The 16,022-nt window shown below is 74.8% G+C and carries 15 protein-coding genes and 2 pseudogenes; 6 read left to right on the top strand and 11 right to left on the bottom strand.

The window, feature by feature from the left end; all coding sequences use genetic code 11:
- Nucleotides 1–2 precede the first annotated feature (2 nt).
- The 4 genes from fdh (at nucleotide 3) to ACFQH9_RS01845 (ending at nucleotide 6,808) form a co-directional block, all read left to right on the top strand.
- Complete coding sequence (gene fdh, locus ACFQH9_RS01860; RefSeq protein WP_379563477.1) at nucleotides 3–3,374, top strand: formate dehydrogenase; 3,372 nt, start codon at nucleotides 3–5, stop codon at nucleotides 3,372–3,374.
- The gene (locus ACFQH9_RS01855; protein ID WP_379563475.1) at nucleotides 3,371–4,384 is read left to right on the top strand and encodes a 4Fe-4S dicluster domain-containing protein; all 1,014 of its coding nucleotides are present in this window, start codon (nucleotides 3,371–3,373) and stop codon (nucleotides 4,382–4,384) included. The genes fdh and ACFQH9_RS01855 overlap by 4 nt, the downstream gene beginning before the upstream one ends.
- Nucleotides 4,381–5,502, top strand: a complete 1,122-nt coding sequence (gene nrfD, locus ACFQH9_RS01850) for an NrfD/PsrC family molybdoenzyme membrane anchor subunit (protein ID WP_379563473.1) — start codon at nucleotides 4,381–4,383, stop codon at nucleotides 5,500–5,502. Before ACFQH9_RS01855 ends, nrfD begins: the two co-directional genes overlap by 4 nt.
- Before the next feature lie 76 nt (nucleotides 5,503–5,578).
- Nucleotides 5,579–6,808, top strand: a complete 1,230-nt coding sequence (locus ACFQH9_RS01845) for a CaiB/BaiF CoA transferase family protein (RefSeq protein ID WP_379563471.1) — start codon at nucleotides 5,579–5,581, stop codon at nucleotides 6,806–6,808.
- A 24-nt stretch (nucleotides 6,809–6,832) separates the two neighbouring features.
- Here ACFQH9_RS01845 and ACFQH9_RS01840 read toward each other — a convergent pair whose 3' ends face one another.
- Both ACFQH9_RS01840 and ACFQH9_RS01835 read right to left on the bottom strand, forming a co-directional pair.
- Nucleotides 6,833–8,002: a YncE family protein gene (locus ACFQH9_RS01840; RefSeq protein WP_379563469.1), complete on the bottom strand. Its 1,170-nt coding sequence runs from the start codon at nucleotides 8,000–8,002 to the stop codon at nucleotides 6,833–6,835.
- A 40-nt stretch (nucleotides 8,003–8,042) separates the two neighbouring features.
- The gene (locus ACFQH9_RS01835) at nucleotides 8,043–8,819 is read right to left on the bottom strand and encodes a polysaccharide deacetylase family protein (RefSeq protein WP_379563467.1); all 777 of its coding nucleotides are present in this window, start codon (nucleotides 8,817–8,819) and stop codon (nucleotides 8,043–8,045) included.
- 185 nt (nucleotides 8,820–9,004) lie between these two features.
- On the opposite strand from ACFQH9_RS01835, the gene ACFQH9_RS01830 reads away from it, so the two are divergent.
- Complete coding sequence (locus ACFQH9_RS01830; protein ID WP_379563465.1) at nucleotides 9,005–10,036, top strand: NAD(P)H-dependent flavin oxidoreductase; 1,032 nt, start codon at nucleotides 9,005–9,007, stop codon at nucleotides 10,034–10,036.
- Nucleotides 10,037–10,061: 25 nt separating this feature from the next.
- Here ACFQH9_RS01830 and ACFQH9_RS01825 read toward each other — a convergent pair whose 3' ends face one another.
- Together ACFQH9_RS01825 and ACFQH9_RS01820 are read right to left on the bottom strand one after the other, a co-directional pair.
- Entirely contained in the window at nucleotides 10,062–10,598 is a 537-nt protein-coding gene (locus tag ACFQH9_RS01825) for a hypothetical protein (RefSeq protein ID WP_379563463.1), read from the bottom strand.
- A 101-nt stretch (nucleotides 10,599–10,699) separates the two neighbouring features.
- Nucleotides 10,700–11,278 (bottom strand): DUF2231 domain-containing protein, encoded by a 579-nt coding sequence (locus ACFQH9_RS01820; RefSeq protein ID WP_379563461.1) that lies wholly within the window; start codon nucleotides 11,276–11,278, stop codon nucleotides 10,700–10,702.
- 138 nt (nucleotides 11,279–11,416) lie between these two features.
- Here ACFQH9_RS01820 and ACFQH9_RS01815 point away from each other — a divergent pair, with 138 nt between their 5' ends.
- A complete protein-coding gene (locus ACFQH9_RS01815) occupies nucleotides 11,417–12,106 on the top strand; it encodes a helix-turn-helix transcriptional regulator (RefSeq protein WP_379563459.1) in 690 nt (229 codons plus the stop codon).
- 8 nt (nucleotides 12,107–12,114) lie between these two features.
- Here ACFQH9_RS01815 and ACFQH9_RS01810 read toward each other — a convergent pair whose 3' ends face one another.
- The 7 genes and pseudogenes from ACFQH9_RS01810 to ACFQH9_RS01785 form a co-directional block, all read right to left on the bottom strand.
- Nucleotides 12,115–12,492, bottom strand: coding sequence for a phage holin family protein (locus ACFQH9_RS01810; RefSeq protein WP_379563457.1), 378 nt, complete (start codon nucleotides 12,490–12,492; stop codon nucleotides 12,115–12,117).
- 106 nt (nucleotides 12,493–12,598) lie between these two features.
- Nucleotides 12,599–13,132 carry a DUF1360 domain-containing protein gene (locus ACFQH9_RS01805; protein ID WP_379563455.1) on the bottom strand — a complete coding sequence of 178 codons (534 nt, stop codon included), beginning with the start codon at nucleotides 13,130–13,132 and terminating at the stop codon, nucleotides 12,599–12,601.
- 56 nt (nucleotides 13,133–13,188) lie between these two features.
- Entirely contained in the window at nucleotides 13,189–13,686 is a 498-nt protein-coding gene (locus ACFQH9_RS01800; protein ID WP_379563717.1) for a phytoene desaturase family protein, read from the bottom strand.
- A gap of 520 nt (nucleotides 13,687–14,206) precedes the next feature.
- Nucleotides 14,207–14,374, bottom strand: a pseudogene (locus ACFQH9_RS01795) (NAD(P)-binding protein); the annotation flags it as partial.
- Nucleotides 14,371–14,718 carry a DUF8129 domain-containing protein gene (locus ACFQH9_RS32240; protein WP_465269509.1) on the bottom strand — a complete coding sequence of 116 codons (348 nt, stop codon included), beginning with the start codon at nucleotides 14,716–14,718 and terminating at the stop codon, nucleotides 14,371–14,373. The pseudogene ACFQH9_RS01795 and the gene ACFQH9_RS32240, both read right to left, overlap by 4 nt.
- A gap of 126 nt (nucleotides 14,719–14,844) precedes the next feature.
- Nucleotides 14,845–15,186 (bottom strand): annotated as a pseudogene (locus ACFQH9_RS32235) (erythromycin esterase family protein); the annotation flags it as partial.
- Nucleotides 15,187–15,786: 600 nt separating this feature from the next.
- Nucleotides 15,787–15,942, bottom strand: a complete 156-nt coding sequence (locus tag ACFQH9_RS01785; protein WP_379563454.1) for a hypothetical protein — start codon at nucleotides 15,940–15,942, stop codon at nucleotides 15,787–15,789.
- Nucleotides 15,943–16,022 lie beyond the last annotated feature (80 nt).

Here is a 16,022-nt window from a genome sequence, read left to right as displayed (position 1 = left end):
ACGTGGGCGTCAGGACGTGGATCGAGTCGTGGCCGGTCTACCGGCAGCTCACCGGGGACGACCCGCTGGGCCGCGGCTCGGCGGCCAGGAGCGGCACGAGCGCGCGCCTGCAGCCACGCATCGGCACCGCGGACCGTGTCGTCAAGTCGATCTGTCCGTTCTGCGCAGTGGGGTGCGGGCAGAACGTGTACGTCAAGGACGAGCAGGTCGTGCAGATCGAGGGTGACCCCGACTCCCCGATCAGCCGCGGCCGGCTGTGCCCGCGCGGGTCGTCGAGCCTGCAGCTGGTCACCGGGGACGCGCGCGAGTACACCGTCCGCTACCGGCGCCCGGGCGGTACCGACTGGGAGGACCTCGACCTCGACACGGCGATGGACATGATCGCCGACCGGGTCATCGAGAGCCGGCGCAAGGGCTGGCAGTGGGAGCACGAGGGCAAGCGGGTCCGGCGCACGATGGGCTTCGCCAGCCTCGGCGGGGCGACGCTGGACAACGAGGAGAACTACCTCATCAAGAAGCTGTTCACCGCGCTCGGCGCGATCCAGATCGAGAACCAGGCGCGCATTTGACACTCCGCCACCGTCCCCGGTCTGGGGACCAGCTTCGGTCGCGGCGGCGCCACGACGTTCCAGCAGGACCTGCAGAACTCCGACTGCATCGTCATCGAGGGCTCGAACATGGCCGAGTGCCATCCGGTCGGGTTCCAGTGGGTGATGGAGGCGAAGGCCCGCGGGGCGACGGTCATCCACGTCGACCCGCGCTTCACCCGCACCAGCGCGATGGCCGACCTGCACGTCCCGTTGCGCGCCGGCACCGACATCGCCTTCCTCGGCGGGATCATCAACCACGTCCTGCAGAACGAGAAGTACTTCCACGACTACGTGGTGGCGTACACGAACGCGGCCACGCTCGTCGGTGAGGACTTCCGTGACACCGAGGACCTCGCGGGCGTGTTCTCCGGCCTCGACCGGGAGGACAAGTCCTACGACTTCGAGACCTGGCGCTACGAGGGCGGCACGGTCCAGGCCGCGTCCGGCGAGCGGGACCAGGTCGGGTCGGAACGCGTCGAGCAGTCCGGGAAGGCGCAGTCGGATCAGGCGGGGTCCGACGGCGGCGGGCCGGGCGGGCGCAGGGGGTCGAGCGGTGTGAAGCGGGCCGCCCGCGGGGAGGCGCACGGGTCGGGCGGGGCCGGTATCAGCGGCAGGTTCGAGACCGACGAGTCGCTGCAGCACCCGCGCACGGTGTTCCAGATCCTCAAGCGGCACTTCGCCCGCTACACCCCCGAGCTGGTCGCCGAGACCTGCGGGGTGCCGGAGGAGACGTTCCTGCGGGTGTGCGAGCTGCTCGAGGAGAACTCCACCCCCGAGCGGACCAGCGCGTTCGTCTACTCCGTGGGGTGGACCCACCACACCGTGGGTGTGCAGTACATCCGGACCGCGTCGATCCTGCAGGCCCTGCTGGGCAACATCGGCCGTCCGGGCGGCGGGATCCTCGCTCTGCGCGGGCACGCCAGCATCCAGGGCAGCACGGACATCCCGACGCTGTTCAACATCCTGCCCGGCTACATCCCGATGCCCCACGCGGAGTCCTCGCCGGACCTGACGACCTTCGTGTCGGCGGAGAAGGCGGAGAAGGGCTACTGGGCCGAGCTCGGCTCCTACCTGGTCAGCCTGCTCAAGTCCTACTGGGGCCCGGCGGCCACGCCCGAGAACGACTTCTGCTTCGACTACCTGCCCCGGCTCACCGGCAGCCACAGCTCCTTCGAGACCGTGATGGCCCAGCTCGAGGGCGAGTGCACCGGCTTCTTCGTGCTCGGCGAGAACCCGTCCGTCGGGTCGGCCAACGCGAAGATGCAACGGCTGGCCATGGCCAATCTGGACTGGCTGGTCGTGCGGGACTTCTCCCTGATCGAGTCGGCCACGTGGTGGAAGGACGGGCCCGAGATCGAGACCGGGGAGATGCGCACCGAGGACATCGGCACGGAGGTGTTCTTCCTGCCCGCCGCCGCGCACACCGAGAAGGACGGCAGCTTCACCAACACCCAACGGCTGCTGCAGTGGCACCACCAGGCCGTCGAACCGGCCGGCGACGTCCGCAGCGACCTGTGGTTCCTGTTCCACCTGGGCCGCAGGATCCGGGAGAAGCTCGCCGGCAGCACGGACGAGCGGGACCGCCCGGTGCTCGACCTCACCTGGGACTACCCCACCAAGGATTCGCCCACCCACCCGGGCCTGGACGAGCCGGAGGCCGAGGCCGTCCTCGCCGAGATCAACGGGTGGGACGGCCACGGCACGCCGCTCTCGTCCTACCAGCAGCTGCGCGACGACGGCTCGACCGCCTGCGGGTGCTGGATCTACTGCGGCACCTACGCCGACGGGGTCAACCAGGCCGCCCGCCGCAAGCCGGGCACCGAGCAGGACTGGGTCGCCCACGAGTGGGGCTGGGCGTGGCCGGCGGACCGGCGCATCCTCTACAACCGCGCCTCGGCCGCACCCGACGGCACGCCCTGGAGCGAACGCAAGGCCTACGTGTGGTGGGACCCGGACGAGAAGAAGTGGGTGGGCCACGACGTCCCGGACTTCTCGCCCACCAAGGCCCCCGACCACGTCCCGCCCGAGGACGCCAAGGGCGTCGAGGCCCTCTCGGGCACGGACGCGTTCATCATGCAGGCCGACGGCAAGGCCTGGCTCTACGTGCCGGCGGGGCTGACCGACGGGCCGCTCCCGGCGCACTACGAGCCGCAGGAGTCGCCGGTGGCCAACCCGGTCTACCCGGAGCAGCGCAACCCGGCCCGGCAGATCGACTCGGTGGTGCACCCGCAGGACCGGTTCCAGCCCAGCGGCGACGAGCCCGGCGCGCAGGTCTACCCCTACGCGCTCACCACCTACCGGATCGCCGAGCACCACACCGCCGGTGGCATGAGCCGCTGGTCGCCGTACCTCTCCGAGCTCGCGCCGGCGATGTTCTGCGAGGTCTCACCCGAGCTGGCCCGCGAGCGCGGGCTCGAGCACGGCGGCTGGGCCCACCTGGTCACGGCGCGCAACGTGATCGAGGCCCGGGTCATGGTCACCGACCGGATCCCGTCGCTGCGGGTGGCCGGGCGGGTGCTGCACCAGGTCGGGCTGCCCTACCACTGGGGACCCAACGGCCTGGTGACCGGCGACGCGGCCAACGAGCTGACGAGCCTGGTGATGGACCCGAACGTGCACATCATGGAGACCAAGGCCCTGGCCTGCGACATCCGGCCCGGCCGGCGCCCCCGTGGACCGGACCGGGTCGCCCTGGTCGAGGCCTACCGGCAACGTGCCGGGATCACCGAGCGGACCGGCGTGGACGACACCGGAAGCACCCGGACGGCGGGAGGAGCGTCATGACGGCCGAACCCGACCTGCGCACTGCACTGTCCGGGGACGCCGACCCGGCCCGCCCGGGCGGGTACGCCGACGGGACGGACGGCCATCCGCCGCGGATGGGCTTCTTCACCGACACCTCGGTGTGCATCGGCTGCAAGGCGTGCGAGGTGGCGTGCAAGGAGTGGAACGCCATCCCCGCCGACTTCCCCGAGGGCGGGTTCACCGGCACCTCGATGGACAACAGCGAGGGGCTGGGCGCGGACACCTGGCGGCACGTCGCCTTCATCGAGCAGCGCCGCCCGCTCGCCGCGCAGGACCCGGGCGTCCCGCGCACCGACCCGACCCGGCACGACCTCGCCCGTCTCGACGTGCTCTCCCTGGCGGGCCAGGGCACGTCCAGCCCGCCCGCGCACCTCCCGGCCGCGCCCGTCGAACCGGGCGGGGCGGGCGAGTTCCGCTGGTTGATGGCGTCGGACGTCTGCAAGCACTGCACGCACGCGGCGTGCCTGGACGTCTGCCCCACGGGGTCGCTGTTCCGCACCGAGTTCGGCACGGTCGTCGTGCAGGAGGACATCTGCAACGGCTGCGGCTACTGCATCCCCGCCTGCCCCTACGGGGTGATCGACCAGCGCAAGGACGACGGACGTGCCTGGAAGTGCACGCTCTGTTACGACCGGCTCGGCGTCGGCGCCGAGCCGGCGTGCGCGAAGGCGTGCCCGACCGACTCGATCCAGTTCGGCCCGCTGGACGAGCTGCGCGAGCGCGCCGACGCCCGGCTGGCGCAGCTGCAGGACGCGGGTGTCACCGAGGCCCGGCTGTACGGGCGGGAACCGGACGACGGCGTCGGCGGCGACGGCGCGTTCTTCCTGCTCCTCGACGAGCCGGAGGTCTACGGGCTGCCGCCCGACCCCGTCGTCACCACGCGGGACCTGCCCCGGATGTGGAAGCACGTCGGCATGGCCGCGCTCGGCCTCCTCGGCGGCGTGGCCGCCGCCTTCGCCTCGACGACCAGGACCGGAGGACGGCGATGAGCGAGTCCGACGTCACCAGGGACGGGGTCCGCGGCGGACGTCCGGACCGGGAGGCCACGACCGGCGCCGTGCGCGACGACGGCCGGCAGGGCGGGCGCCGGCGGCGGGGCGGCGGAGGTCGTGGTGCACGGGGTGAGCGGGCGATGGTTCCCGATGCCGAGTTCCGCTCGTACTACGGCCGCTCGATCCTCAACCCGCCCGTGTGGGAGTCCCGCGACATCGCGGGCTACCTGTTCCTGGGCGGGCTGGCCGGCGCCTCGTCGGTGCTCGGGGCCGGGGCGCACGTCACCGGGCGGCCGGCCCTGGCCCGGTCGACCAAGCTCGCCGCGGTCGCCGCCGGCGCGTTGTCCCTCGCCGCGCTGGTCCACGACCTCGGCAGGCCGATGCGGTTCCTGAACATGCTGCGGGTGTTCAAGGTGACCTCGCCGATGAGCGTCGGCTCCTGGTTGCTCGCCGGGTACGTCCCGCTGGCCGGCGCCGCGGCCGCGAGCGCCGTCTCCGGCCGGCTGCCCCGCATCGGGGCCGCGGCCACGGCCGGCGCCGCCGCCCTCGGGCCGGCCGTCGCCTCCTACACCGCCGCGCTGATCAGCGACACCGCCGTGCCCGCCTGGCACGACGGGCACCGCGAGATGCCCTACGTGTTCGTCGGCTCGGCCGCGACCGCCGCCGGTGGGCTCGGTCTCGTCGCCGCCCCGCTCCGCGAGCACGGACCGGCCCGCGCCCTCGCCGCCATGGGCGTCGGCACCGAGCTGGCCGCGTTCGAGCTGATGGAGCGGCGGATGGGCATGCCCGGGGAGCCCTACTCGCAGGGCCGCGGCGGTACGTACGTCAGGGCCGGGAAGATCCTCTCCGTCGCGGGCGCGGTCGGTGCGGTGCTCGGCCGCCGCAGCCGCCTGGCCGGCGCCGTGTCCGGCGGCGCGCTGCTGGCCGCCTCCGCCGCCACCCGCTGGGGCATCTTCCACGCGGGCCTGCAGTCCGCGAACGACCCGAAGTACACCGTCGTGCCGCAGCGGCGACGGCTCGAGGAGGGCCGCCCGGCCACGGGGACCTCCACGACGACCTCGAGCCCGTCGCGGACGGCCGCCTCGTCCACGGGGGAACCCCGAACCGACGCGTGACGACCCACCTCGGGCTGGGACGATCGGCGCGGGCCGTCGCCGGAGCCGGAGCGGACGGCAGGAGGGAGCGGCGCCGATGGTCCCGGAATCCGCGGAGGAGGCTCCGCTCGCCGGCGTGCGGGTGGTGGACCTGACCACGACGTTCATGGGCCCGTACTGCACGCTCGTCCTCGCGCAGATGGGCGCCGACGTCGTCAAGGTCGAGGCCCCGGGCGGCGACGTCGTCCGCTACGTCGCCGACGAGCGGGGCACCGGCATGGGCCCCGTGTTCCTCAACGCGAACCGGGGCAAGCGCAGCCTCGAGCTCGACCTGAAACGGCCGGCCGGACGGGAGGTGCTGCTGCGGCTGGTCGGCACCGCCGACGTGGTCGTGCACAACCTGCGACCCGAGGCGGCCACCCGGCTCCGGCTGCGTGCCGAGGACCTGCACGCCGTCGCCCCGCGGCTCGTCCACTGCGTCGTCCGCGGGTTCTCCAGTGCGGGCCCCTACCGGGACAAGGCGGCGTACGACGACGTCATCCAGGCGTCGTCCGGCCTCGCCGCCGTGCAGGGCGGACCGGACGGACCGACCTACGTCCGCACCCCGGTCGCCGACAAGGGGACCGCCCTGATGGCCGTCGGGGCGATCACCGCCGCCCTCTACCGGCGGGAGCGCACGGGGCGGGGCCTGGCGATCGAGGTGCCCATGCTCGAGACGATGGTCTCGTTCACCCTGCTCGACCAGCAGGGCGGCTACGTCTTCGACCCGCCGCGCGGACCGGCCGGCTACGCCCGCACGGACTCCCCGTACCGCAGGCCGTACCGGACCGCCGACGGGCACGTCGGCGTCATGGTCTACACGGACGCGCAGTGGCGGGCGTTCTTCGAGCTGACGGGCAGGCCCGAGCTCGCCGAGGACCCGCGCTTCCGCACGATCACCGCGCGGACGGTCCACATCGACGAGCTGTACCGGCTGCTCGAGGAGGAGCTGGGCGCGCGGTCGACCGCCGACTGGCTGGCCGCGTTCGACGCCCTCGGCATCCCGGCAATGCCGGTCCTCACCGTGCCCGAACTGTTCGACGACGAGCACCTCCGCGCCGTCGGCACGTTCGACCGGACGGTGCACCCCACCGAGGGGCCCCTCCGGCACGTCCGCTTCCCCGTCGACTTCGCGGGGCTCCCCGGCGTCGACCTGCGGCCGGCGCCCCGGCTCGGGGAGCACGGACCGGAGATCCTCGCCGAGCTGGGCTACGGCCCCGAGGAGATCGCCGCGCTCACCGTGGTGGGGAGCGCCGCGGCGCCCGACGTCCCGACCGGGAACCTCTGAGCAGGCCCGGACACCCTCGAACCCCTACCGGGTGATCCCGGTGTGGCCGAGCGAGTAGCGCCCGGGCTGCGGCCACACGCACAGCCCGTGCGGCCCGTCCCCGACGTCGATCTTCCGGATGAGGCTCCCGTCCGTCGTCGAGAGCACGTAGACGGCGCGGTCGTACCGGCCGGACAGCCAGAGCTGGGAGCCGTCGGCGGACACGTTGCCCATGTCCGGGCTACCGCCGCCCGGGAGCCTCCACTTCGTGATCGACGCCCCCGTGTAGGCGTCGAGCACGCTGACCGAGCCCTCGTGTCGGTTCGTCACGTACAACCTGGTCGCGTCCCGCGAGAGGTAGAGGCCGTGGGCGCCGTGCCCGGTCGGGATCTCCCGGACGACGTGGGTGGCGGCGCCGTCGAGCACCCAGAGCCCGTTCTGGTCGGAGTCGGCGATGTAGAAGACCGAGCCGTCCGGGGCGAGCTTGATGTCCTGCGGACCCATGTGCCTGTTCCGCCTCGGCATGTCGATCGTGCGCAGCAGGGTGCGGTGGACGATGTCGACCACCGCCACCCGACCGTCGAACTCGCAGGTGAACACGGCCGTCCGCCCGTCGGGGGTGAAGTCGGCGTGGTCGATCCCGGCGCAGTCCGGCGTCGGCAGCTCGCCCTGCTGGGCCCACGTGTGCGGGTCGTAGAAGACCAGCCGCCGCTGCGCCTCGGCCACCGAGATGGCCGAGGCCCCGTCCGGGGTGAAGTACATGTTGTAGGGATCCTGCACCGGGATGACCGCGCCCGGCTTCCCGGTCACCGGGTCGAAGGGCACGACCTTGTTCGTGGTGTCGTCCGTGGCGTACAGGGTGCGCATGTCCCACGAGGGCACCACGTGCTGGAGCTCGCCGCCTAGCGGATAGGTCCCCACCACCGCGAACGTGGCCGGGTCGATCACCCGCACCTCGCCGGACTTGGTGTGCGGCACGTACACCAGGGGTTTCGCGGCCTTGGCGGCGTCGGAGAGCATGTTCGCCGCGGCGTTCGCGTAGACGTCGTGCGCGTCGGTGACGGGCGGCATGCCCGGCAGCCCGTCCACCGCCGCCGCGGGCGCCGGGACAGGGCTCGTCGCGGCCGGACCCGTCGGGGCGGGCGGGGGCGCTGCCGTCCCCCCGCCGCCGCTGCACCCCGCCAGCGCGACCACGGCCGCCGCCACCGCAGCCACCGCGAGCCTCCGACGAGCGTTCACCCGTACCCCCTTCACCTCAGCCGAACAGTCCGGTCGCCGTGACCGGGGCGAGGCCCCGTGCGGCGAGGTCGTCGAGCACGCCCGGCAGGGCGGCCAGGGTCCCTGGATGCCCCAGGTGCATGCTCACCACGCTTCCGGCCGTGGCCGCCGCGACGTTGCGACGGATCGCGGCGGGACCGGGGTCGGTGAAGTCCCGCGAGTCCACGTCGTAGGACAGCACGGTCGGGTAGCCCGCGGCCGCCGCGAGGGCCCGCACCGCCGGCGTGGCGTGCTGGGCCTGGGAGGGCCTGAAGAAGGCACCCGGGCCACCGGTCGACGCGGCGATGACGTCGCGGCAGCGTTCGATCTCGACCCGGGCGGCGGCGTCGGCCATCCCGTCGATGTCCCGGTGCGACCAGGTGTGGTTGCCCAGCTCGTGCCCCAGGTCGGTGACCATCCGGGCGGCGTCCGGGTACTGCTGCAGCCAGGTTCCGACGGCCAGCACCGTCGCCGCGGCGCCGCGGTCGTGCAGCGTGCCCAGCACCTGCCGCGCGAGGCCGAGGTCCCCGGCCCCGTGGAAGGTCAGGGCGACCTCGGGACGGCCGCTCGTGGCCCGCGCGACCTCGCCGGCCGGGCGGGCCGGGGAGGTCGTGGCCGGGGCCGTGGTCGCGGGGGCGGCCGAGGTCGGCGGGCCGGCCGGGACCGCCGGTGCCCCCGATCCCGACGGCGACGAGCAGGCCGCGGCGAGGGGCAGCACCACCGCGGCCCGCAGCACGGCGCGCCGGCTCGCGGCGGGCCCGTCGTCCTGACGCACGACGCCGGACCCTAGACCGTGCGCGGTTCCCGCGCGCGACCTGCCTGGCGCCGGAGGTTCGTGTCGTCCGGTAGCGCAGGGAAGCTCCCCGAATGTCGAGAAGATCGACACCCGGGGGCGATCCCGGCGGTGGCGTCGCACGCCGGCTCGCGCTCTGTGGTCGGATGAGGGGCGTGCAGCGACGCGTGACGGATTTCTGCGAACGGTTCGGCCTCCGGCTGCCGATCCTGGAGGCCCCGATGGCCGGGGCCTGTCCGCCGGAGCTGGCGATCGCGGTGGCCGAGGCCGGCGGGATGGGCGCCGACGGCGTCGTCCTCGACCCGCCCGAGCGCATCCGGGCATGGGTGGAGCGGTTCCGGGCGGGCTCGGCGGGGCCGTTCCAGCTCAACATCTGGATCCCCGACCCGCCCGTCGACGACCCGGCGCGCGTGCGCGCCGCCGAGGACTACCTCGCGGGCTTCGGTACGCCGGGCGGACCCGGCCCGGCCGCGCCGGTCTTCGCCGAGCAGTGCGAGGCCATGCTCGAGGCCGCGCCGACCGTGATCTCCTCGATCATGGGCGTGTTCGCGCCCGACTACGTCGAGCGGATGCACGCCCGCGGGATCGCCTGGTTCGCCTGCGCGACCACCCTGTCCGACGCGCTGGTGGCCCAGGAGGCCGGGGCGGACGCGATCGTCGCGCAGGGCATGGAGGCGGCCGGGCACCGCGGCACGTTCGACCCCGCCGTCGCCGAGCAGACCGCCGTCGGGCTCTTCGCCCTGCTCCCCCACCTGGTCGACCGGCTGCGGGTCCCCGTCATCGCCTCCGGCGGCATCGGCGACGGCCGCGGCGTGGCCGCGGCGCTGGCGCTCGGCGCGAGCGCCGTCCAGGTGGGGACCGCGCTCCTGCGGTCGCCGGAGGCGGGGATCGACGAGAGCTGGGCGTCGGCCCTGGCGGATCTGTCCCCGGAGGTGCCCGTCCCCACCCGCGCCTACTCCGGCCGGCTCGGCCGGGCCGTGCCCACGCCCTTCGTGACCGCCTGGTCGCAGCCCGGCTCGCCCCCGCCCGCGCCCTACCCCGACCAGCGCCGGCTGGTCGGGCGGTGGCGCCGCGGGGCCGCGGCCGGGATCGACCCGGTCAACCAGTGGGCCGGTCAGAGCGCGGCCCTGGCGCGCCCGGTGCCCGCGGGGACGATCGTGCAGGACATGTGGGACACCGCCCGCGCGCTGCTGGCCTGAGCTGAGCCGAGCCGGGCGGACCGGCTCAGCCGGCGGCCACGCCCAGGGTGGCGAGCAGCACGAGGACGACCGTGGCCACGCCGAGCACGCCGTGCGCCGCGACGACCGCCGGCGGGAGATGGGCCTCGGCCGTCTCCCGGGCCGGTGCCGTGCTCACCCCGGACGCGGCGCCCGGCTCGCCCCCCGCCCCCGACGACCCCGCACCCGACGACCCCGCACCCGGCGACCCCGCGCCCGACGACCCCGCGGCCGACGACCCTGCCGTCGTCGCCGTGCGGGCCCGGTAGCCGGGGACCCAGAGCCTGAACATCCCGAAGCCGAGCAGCGCGACCACGACGAGCAGCGCCAGGGAGATCCACGCCAGCAGGGTCGAGCCGAGGAGGAGGTGGACGATCCAGACCACCAGGCCCGCCGCGGCCAGGGCGAAGTGCCCGAGGACCAGGCCGGGCGGGAAGTGTCCGGCCCCCGTGGACCGGAGACCCCCGTGGGCGACCCACCTGCCGAGCAGGACGGCGCCGCCGACGGCGGTGAGGACCCAGGCGATCAGTGCGGCGATACCCATGTCGGCCTCCTTGCCGAGCGGGAGGGCCGCGTCCGGACGGGCGCGGTCGTGCGGATGGTGCGGTCGGCGTGCGGTGACCTGACGCCCGGCGCCCCCGACGGTCAGTGCGCGGGGCGTGCGCGTTCGTGGACGCCGGTGCGCGGCGTGCCGTGCCGGTAGCCCTCGGCCTGGGTGACGGCCTCGTCGGCCACCCGGACCCCGTAGCGGTAGGCCAGCATCCCGCCGAGGTATCCCGACACCGCCAGCGCGAGCAGGCTGGCCACGGACAGCACCAGGGGGCCGGTGCCGACCGGCGCCGCGGCCACGGCGGTCGTGTCCGTGGCCCCGGCGGCGCGGCGCCAGAGGAAGTTGCCGACGTAGGCACCGGTGATCACGAGGTTGAGCGCCATGTGGAGCACGCCGACGCGGAACGCGCGGGTCCCGGGCGGGACGATCAGCAGGTCCATCGTGCCCACGACCGCCGCCAGGAGCGCCCCGATCACGCCCAGCGCGATTAGCCAGGTCGACCCGACGACCAGGAAGGCCGGGCCCGCCACCACGTGCGATCCGACGTCGAACACCAGGCTGGCCACCCAGGCCCCGATCGGCACCGTGACCAGGATCGGGTGGAACGGGTGCCCGTAGGGCCCGGCGAGAGTCTGACTGACCGGCCGCTTCGCCGGTCCGGCGTGCTCACTCACGACGGCCTCCCGACGCCCTCGATAACGCCAATGAATTTTGGTCTTATCCCTGCCTCCCCGTCAAGACCCGCAGGTGGGCGCCTGGTGACCGGGGCGCGGAGCAAGGGAGTCTGGCGCAACCGGTGCTAGGGTCCGGGTGTGTCGGTCGACCGGGCGATCAAGGCGGTGGCCGCGCTGGACGACGACCTGCGCCGCGGGATGTACCGGTTCATCCGGGCCGAGCGCAGGCCGGTGAGCCGCGACGAGGCGGCGGCCGCGGTCGGGATCTCCCGCAAGCTCGCCGCCTTCCACCTCGACAAGCTCGTCGACGCCGGTGTCCTGCGCGCGCACTTCGGGTCCGCCACCGGGATCCGCCGGGTCGGTCGCGCGCCCAAGCTCTACGAGCCGGTCGAGGCCGACCTGCGGATCAGCATCCCGCCACGGCGGCACGACCTGCTCGCGGACATCCTCCTCGCCGCGGTCCTGATCGCCGACGGTGCACCGGCGTCGGCCGCCCTGGAGGCCGCGGCCGGACGCGGGCGCGAGCTCGGCGGGGCCGAGCGGCGCAGCACCCGGCCGGGGCGGCTCGGTCCCGAACGCGCCCTGACGCTGGTGAGCGCGCTGCTGACGCGCCACGGGTTCGAGCCGGTCCGGCGCGCGCCCGGCTGCGTCCGGCTGCACAGCTGCCCGTTCCACCCCCTGGCCGACCGGGCCCCCGAGCTCGTCTGCGGGATCAACCAGGCCTTCGTCTCCGGGGTGATCGACGGGCTGGACCCGCGGCCGTCGATCCTCGCCGTCCTCGACCCCCGGGACGGCGAGTGCTGCGTCGAGCTCCGCGCACGCACCTGACCGGCCGGTCAGCCCTGCGTCCCGGACACCTCCTGCCGGACCCGGCCGACCGTGTCGCTCACCTCGTCGCGCACCCGGCGCGCCTCGGCCAGCCCCGCGGCGGCGAGGGCGCCTGCGGCCCCGCCGTACAGGGCGGTCACCACCGCGGCCGAGGCCGCTCGCGGCAGGACGAGGTCGAGCAGCCGCATCAGCAGCGCGGCCGACGAGCCCGTCGCCAGCAGGCCGAGCAGCCCCGCGCCGCCGAGGAGCAGGCTCGCGGTGCGCGCCCGTCCGAGCTCGCCGACGAGGTCCTCGCGCATCGCCCGCACCTCGCTGCGCACGAGCGCCCGCACGTCCTCGGTCAGGGCGCGCACGGGCTCCTCCCGGCGCGCGTTCCCCTCGGTCATCGTCCGCTCCCTCCCGGTCGTCCCGGACCGCTCGCCCGTCGGCCCGTCACCCTGTCCGGCACCTCGCGTGTCACTCGGTGTGTCACTCGGTGTGTCACTCCGCCCCTCACTCGGCGGCCTGCTGGGCCGCCGAGTACGCCAGCTGCAGGAAGTCCGCGCCGGTCAGGGCGGTGAAGGTCCCGGTCACGAGCCGGGTCAGCCGCGGCGCGAACACGAGCCCGATCGTGAAGCCCGTGGCGATCCAGAGGTCGAGGCAGAAGGGGCAGCTGAGCAGCTCGCCGATGCTGTGCCGCAGCGACGACTGCTTCCGCGGCTCCTCCATCACCTCGGACGGGCCGGCCGTGTCGGCGTACTGCACGAAGAGCGCCCGGAGCGGGCTGGTGACCGCGTCCTTGGTGATCGTGCGGGAGAGCTTGTGGGTGGCCACGGTGAGCAGCACCAGGTCCTTGACCGACAGCCGCGGCACGGTCTGCCGGGTCGCCGCCGCGATCCCGGCCACGGCGGCCACCACCGAGGCGAAGACCGCCATCACCACGACGTAACCCCCGAGGGGGCGGTCCTCGCCCTGGCGGTACTCCTCGGCCTCCGACCGTGCCGTGTCGTCGGCCACGGCCGCGACCCTCTGTGCCGTGCTCGCCATTCGTCCTCCCGGTGTCGTGGGTGTCGCCGTGTCGTGGGGGTGCGGTCTCCCGCCGCCTACCCGCTGACGCGCTCCTCATCCCTGCGCGACCGCTGCAGGAGCTCGATCGCCGCCGACGTCGCCGCCCGGTGCAGGAGGCCCGCGGGTCCGTGGGCACGCAGGGCCGCCCGCGCGGCGAACCACCCGCAGGCGCCGTGCACCCCGCCACCGGGATGGGCGGAGGAGCTGCCCAGGTAGAGCCCCGCGACCGGGGTCTCGGGGCGGCCGGGCCCGGGGACCGGCCGGAAGACCAGCTGCTGGAAGAGCTGGGCGGTGCCGCCGTTGATGGTGCCGTGCACCAGGTTCGGGTCGGCGTCCTCCAGGTCCGACGGCCGCCGCACCGCCCGGTGCCGCACGCGCGCACCGAAGCCGGGCGCGAACCGCTCCAGCACGTCCTCGGCGCGCCGGGCGAGCTCGTCGGCCGAGTCCGCGTCGTCGACCCCGCGCGGCAGGTGCGTGTACGCCCACGCGCTCTCCGTCCCGGCCGGTGACCGGCTCGGGTCGGCGGTCGTCATCTGCCCGACGAGCAGGAACGGCGCCGAGGTCGCGGTGCACCCGGGCGGGCACGGCGTCGGCCGGCAGCAGGTCCCGGTAGAGGGTGGGGGCGGAGACGTCGGCCACCACCGCCCGCCGGACCCGGACCGTGGTGCCGGCCGCCGTGTGCACGGTCCGGACGCGGCCGCCCAGGAACCGGGCGAGCCGCAGGGCCTCGGCCGTCCCGATCCGCCGCAGCAGCTGCACGGGCCCGCGGACGGGCGGGAACGTGGTGAACAGGGTGCGCAGGAACGGCTCGCTCAGCACGTCCCACCGGCGGCACAGGTCCAGCCAGGCCTCGCCGTCGCCGGCGTGCTGCGCCTCGAGTCCCGAGGCCGTCTCGGTGCGCTCGCGGCACAGCAGGGCGGCCTCGGCGCCGTCGTCGCCGAGCGGGTGGGCGAGCACCGCCGGCGCCTCCGACCAGCGCAGGCCGTGCGCCTCGAGGCCGAGCGACCGCAGCACCGGCGAGGCCCGGGACAGCGGGTAGAACGCGCTGAACAGGTCCGTGACGTATCCCGGGTGCAGCTCCGCGGAGCGCACCGCCCCGCCGAGGTGGTCCGTCGCCTCCAGCAGGCAGACCTCCCACTCGGCGTCGGCGAGCACGGCGGCGGCGACCAGCCCGTGGTGGCCCCCGCCGACCACCGCCGCGTCCACCGTCAGGTCGGTCATCGGGTGCGGGGGTTCCGGTTCGGGGTCTGCCCGGCGACGCCGTGCCGCAGCGGCTGGTTGTTGTCGGTCTGGTCGACGGGGTCGCCGGCGCCCACCTCCGGGGTGGGGGTCACCTCGGGCTGGGCCGCCGCGGGGTCGCCGCCGGAGGGCTCCGCCTCGCCCTTGGCGAGCGCGTCCCGGCGGTGCGTCAGGGCCTGGAGCACCGACGGCCGGTTGGCGTGCCCGCGCTCGTGCTCGAGCAGGGCGTGCAGCCCCTGCTCGTCGAGGGTGCGGATGCGGTGGACGAGGCTGCCCTCCGGCAGCTGGTCGTAGTCCGGGATGGGCAGCTCGGTCTGGTTGCTCATGGGCGGCGGGTACCGCGGATCACGCGTCCCATGCACGGGTCGGGGCCGGCCGGGCCCCGGCGGAGCGCGACCCCTGCCGTCGGAGCCCGCTCGGCGCGGCCTCCGGCTCGGGATCGCGTCGCGCAGGTTCCACGACTCCGCGCCGCCCGGCACCGCCGCCCGGGAGTACCGCTCGGCGCCGGCGACGACGGCGGCGTTCTGCTCGGCGACTAACCGCTCGTCGGCCGAGCCCGGCTCGGCCCGGCTGTGCTGCGCACACATCTCCTGCAGGACCTCGACGACGGGCTGCTCGCAGTGGTCCCGCACCCAGCGCGTCAGGCGGGCGTAGGCGAAGGGGTCGGGGCCGAACGGGTCGAAGCAGGCGTGGGCGGCCCGGGCGATCTCCGCGAGCGCCGGCTCGTGCTCGGCCAGCCACTCCACCACCGCACGCAGGGACCGGTGCAGGCTGTAGACGTCGAGGCCGTGGAAGCCGACGCGCTCGGCCTACCCTGCTCGGCCACCAGCCGCCGGGTCAGCCGGTCGCGCCAGGCGTAGAACTCGTGGGTGCCGTGCGAGGCCTCGCCGATCAGCACCAGCCGGGCCCGCCCCGCGCGGGCGGCGAGCTCGTCGAGGTCGCCGTCGCCGGCCAGCGGCCGCGCGAGGGTGCGGACGGCGGCGGCGTCGTCCGGGCGGACGGTGCGGGTCCCGGAGCCGGTCATCCGGGCCTCCCGTCCGGGTCGAGGGTGAACAGGCGGAACGGGCGGCCGAGCACGGGGCGGGCGACGTCGTGCACCGCCACGCCGCCGAGGGTGCGGCCGTCGGGCGATCCCGCGTGGGCGTGACCGTGCAGGGCCAGCGCGACCGGCGACCCGCAGGCGACGGCGGAGCCGTCGATGACCTCGCCGAGCGCGCGCCGCCGATCTCGACGACCGTGTGACCGCCCTCGAGCACCTGTCCGCCGCCCTCCTCGAGGGCGGCGGTGACGCCCTTCTCGTCGTCGCCGTGGAGGTCGCCCGCCCCCCGACTCCTCAACCGGGGGACGGACCGACGCGAGGGCCGGGTCCCGGTCGCCCGGGACCCGGCCCGCGCCTAGAACCAGACCTTCCGCCCACCCACCGGACGGCCCGTCCGCCCGAGGATCAGGAAGATCACGCCCAGGATCAGCAGGATCGCCCCGATGTAGTACAGCAGCGACAGTCCGGTGAGGAATCCGATGACGAGCAGGATGAGCCCGAGGATGATCACGGCGTCTCCTTCGACGGTCGGGCGCCCGTGCGCCCGGGGGTGATCGCTTGTACCCGAACGCATGATCAAACATGCGCTCC

Origin of the sequence: Pseudonocardia lutea (assembly GCF_042658055.1) — a bacterium.
Classification (GTDB): Bacteria; Actinomycetota; Actinomycetes; order Mycobacteriales; family Pseudonocardiaceae; genus Pseudonocardia; species Pseudonocardia lutea.
This window is presented reverse-complemented; position numbering and strand designations above follow the sequence as displayed.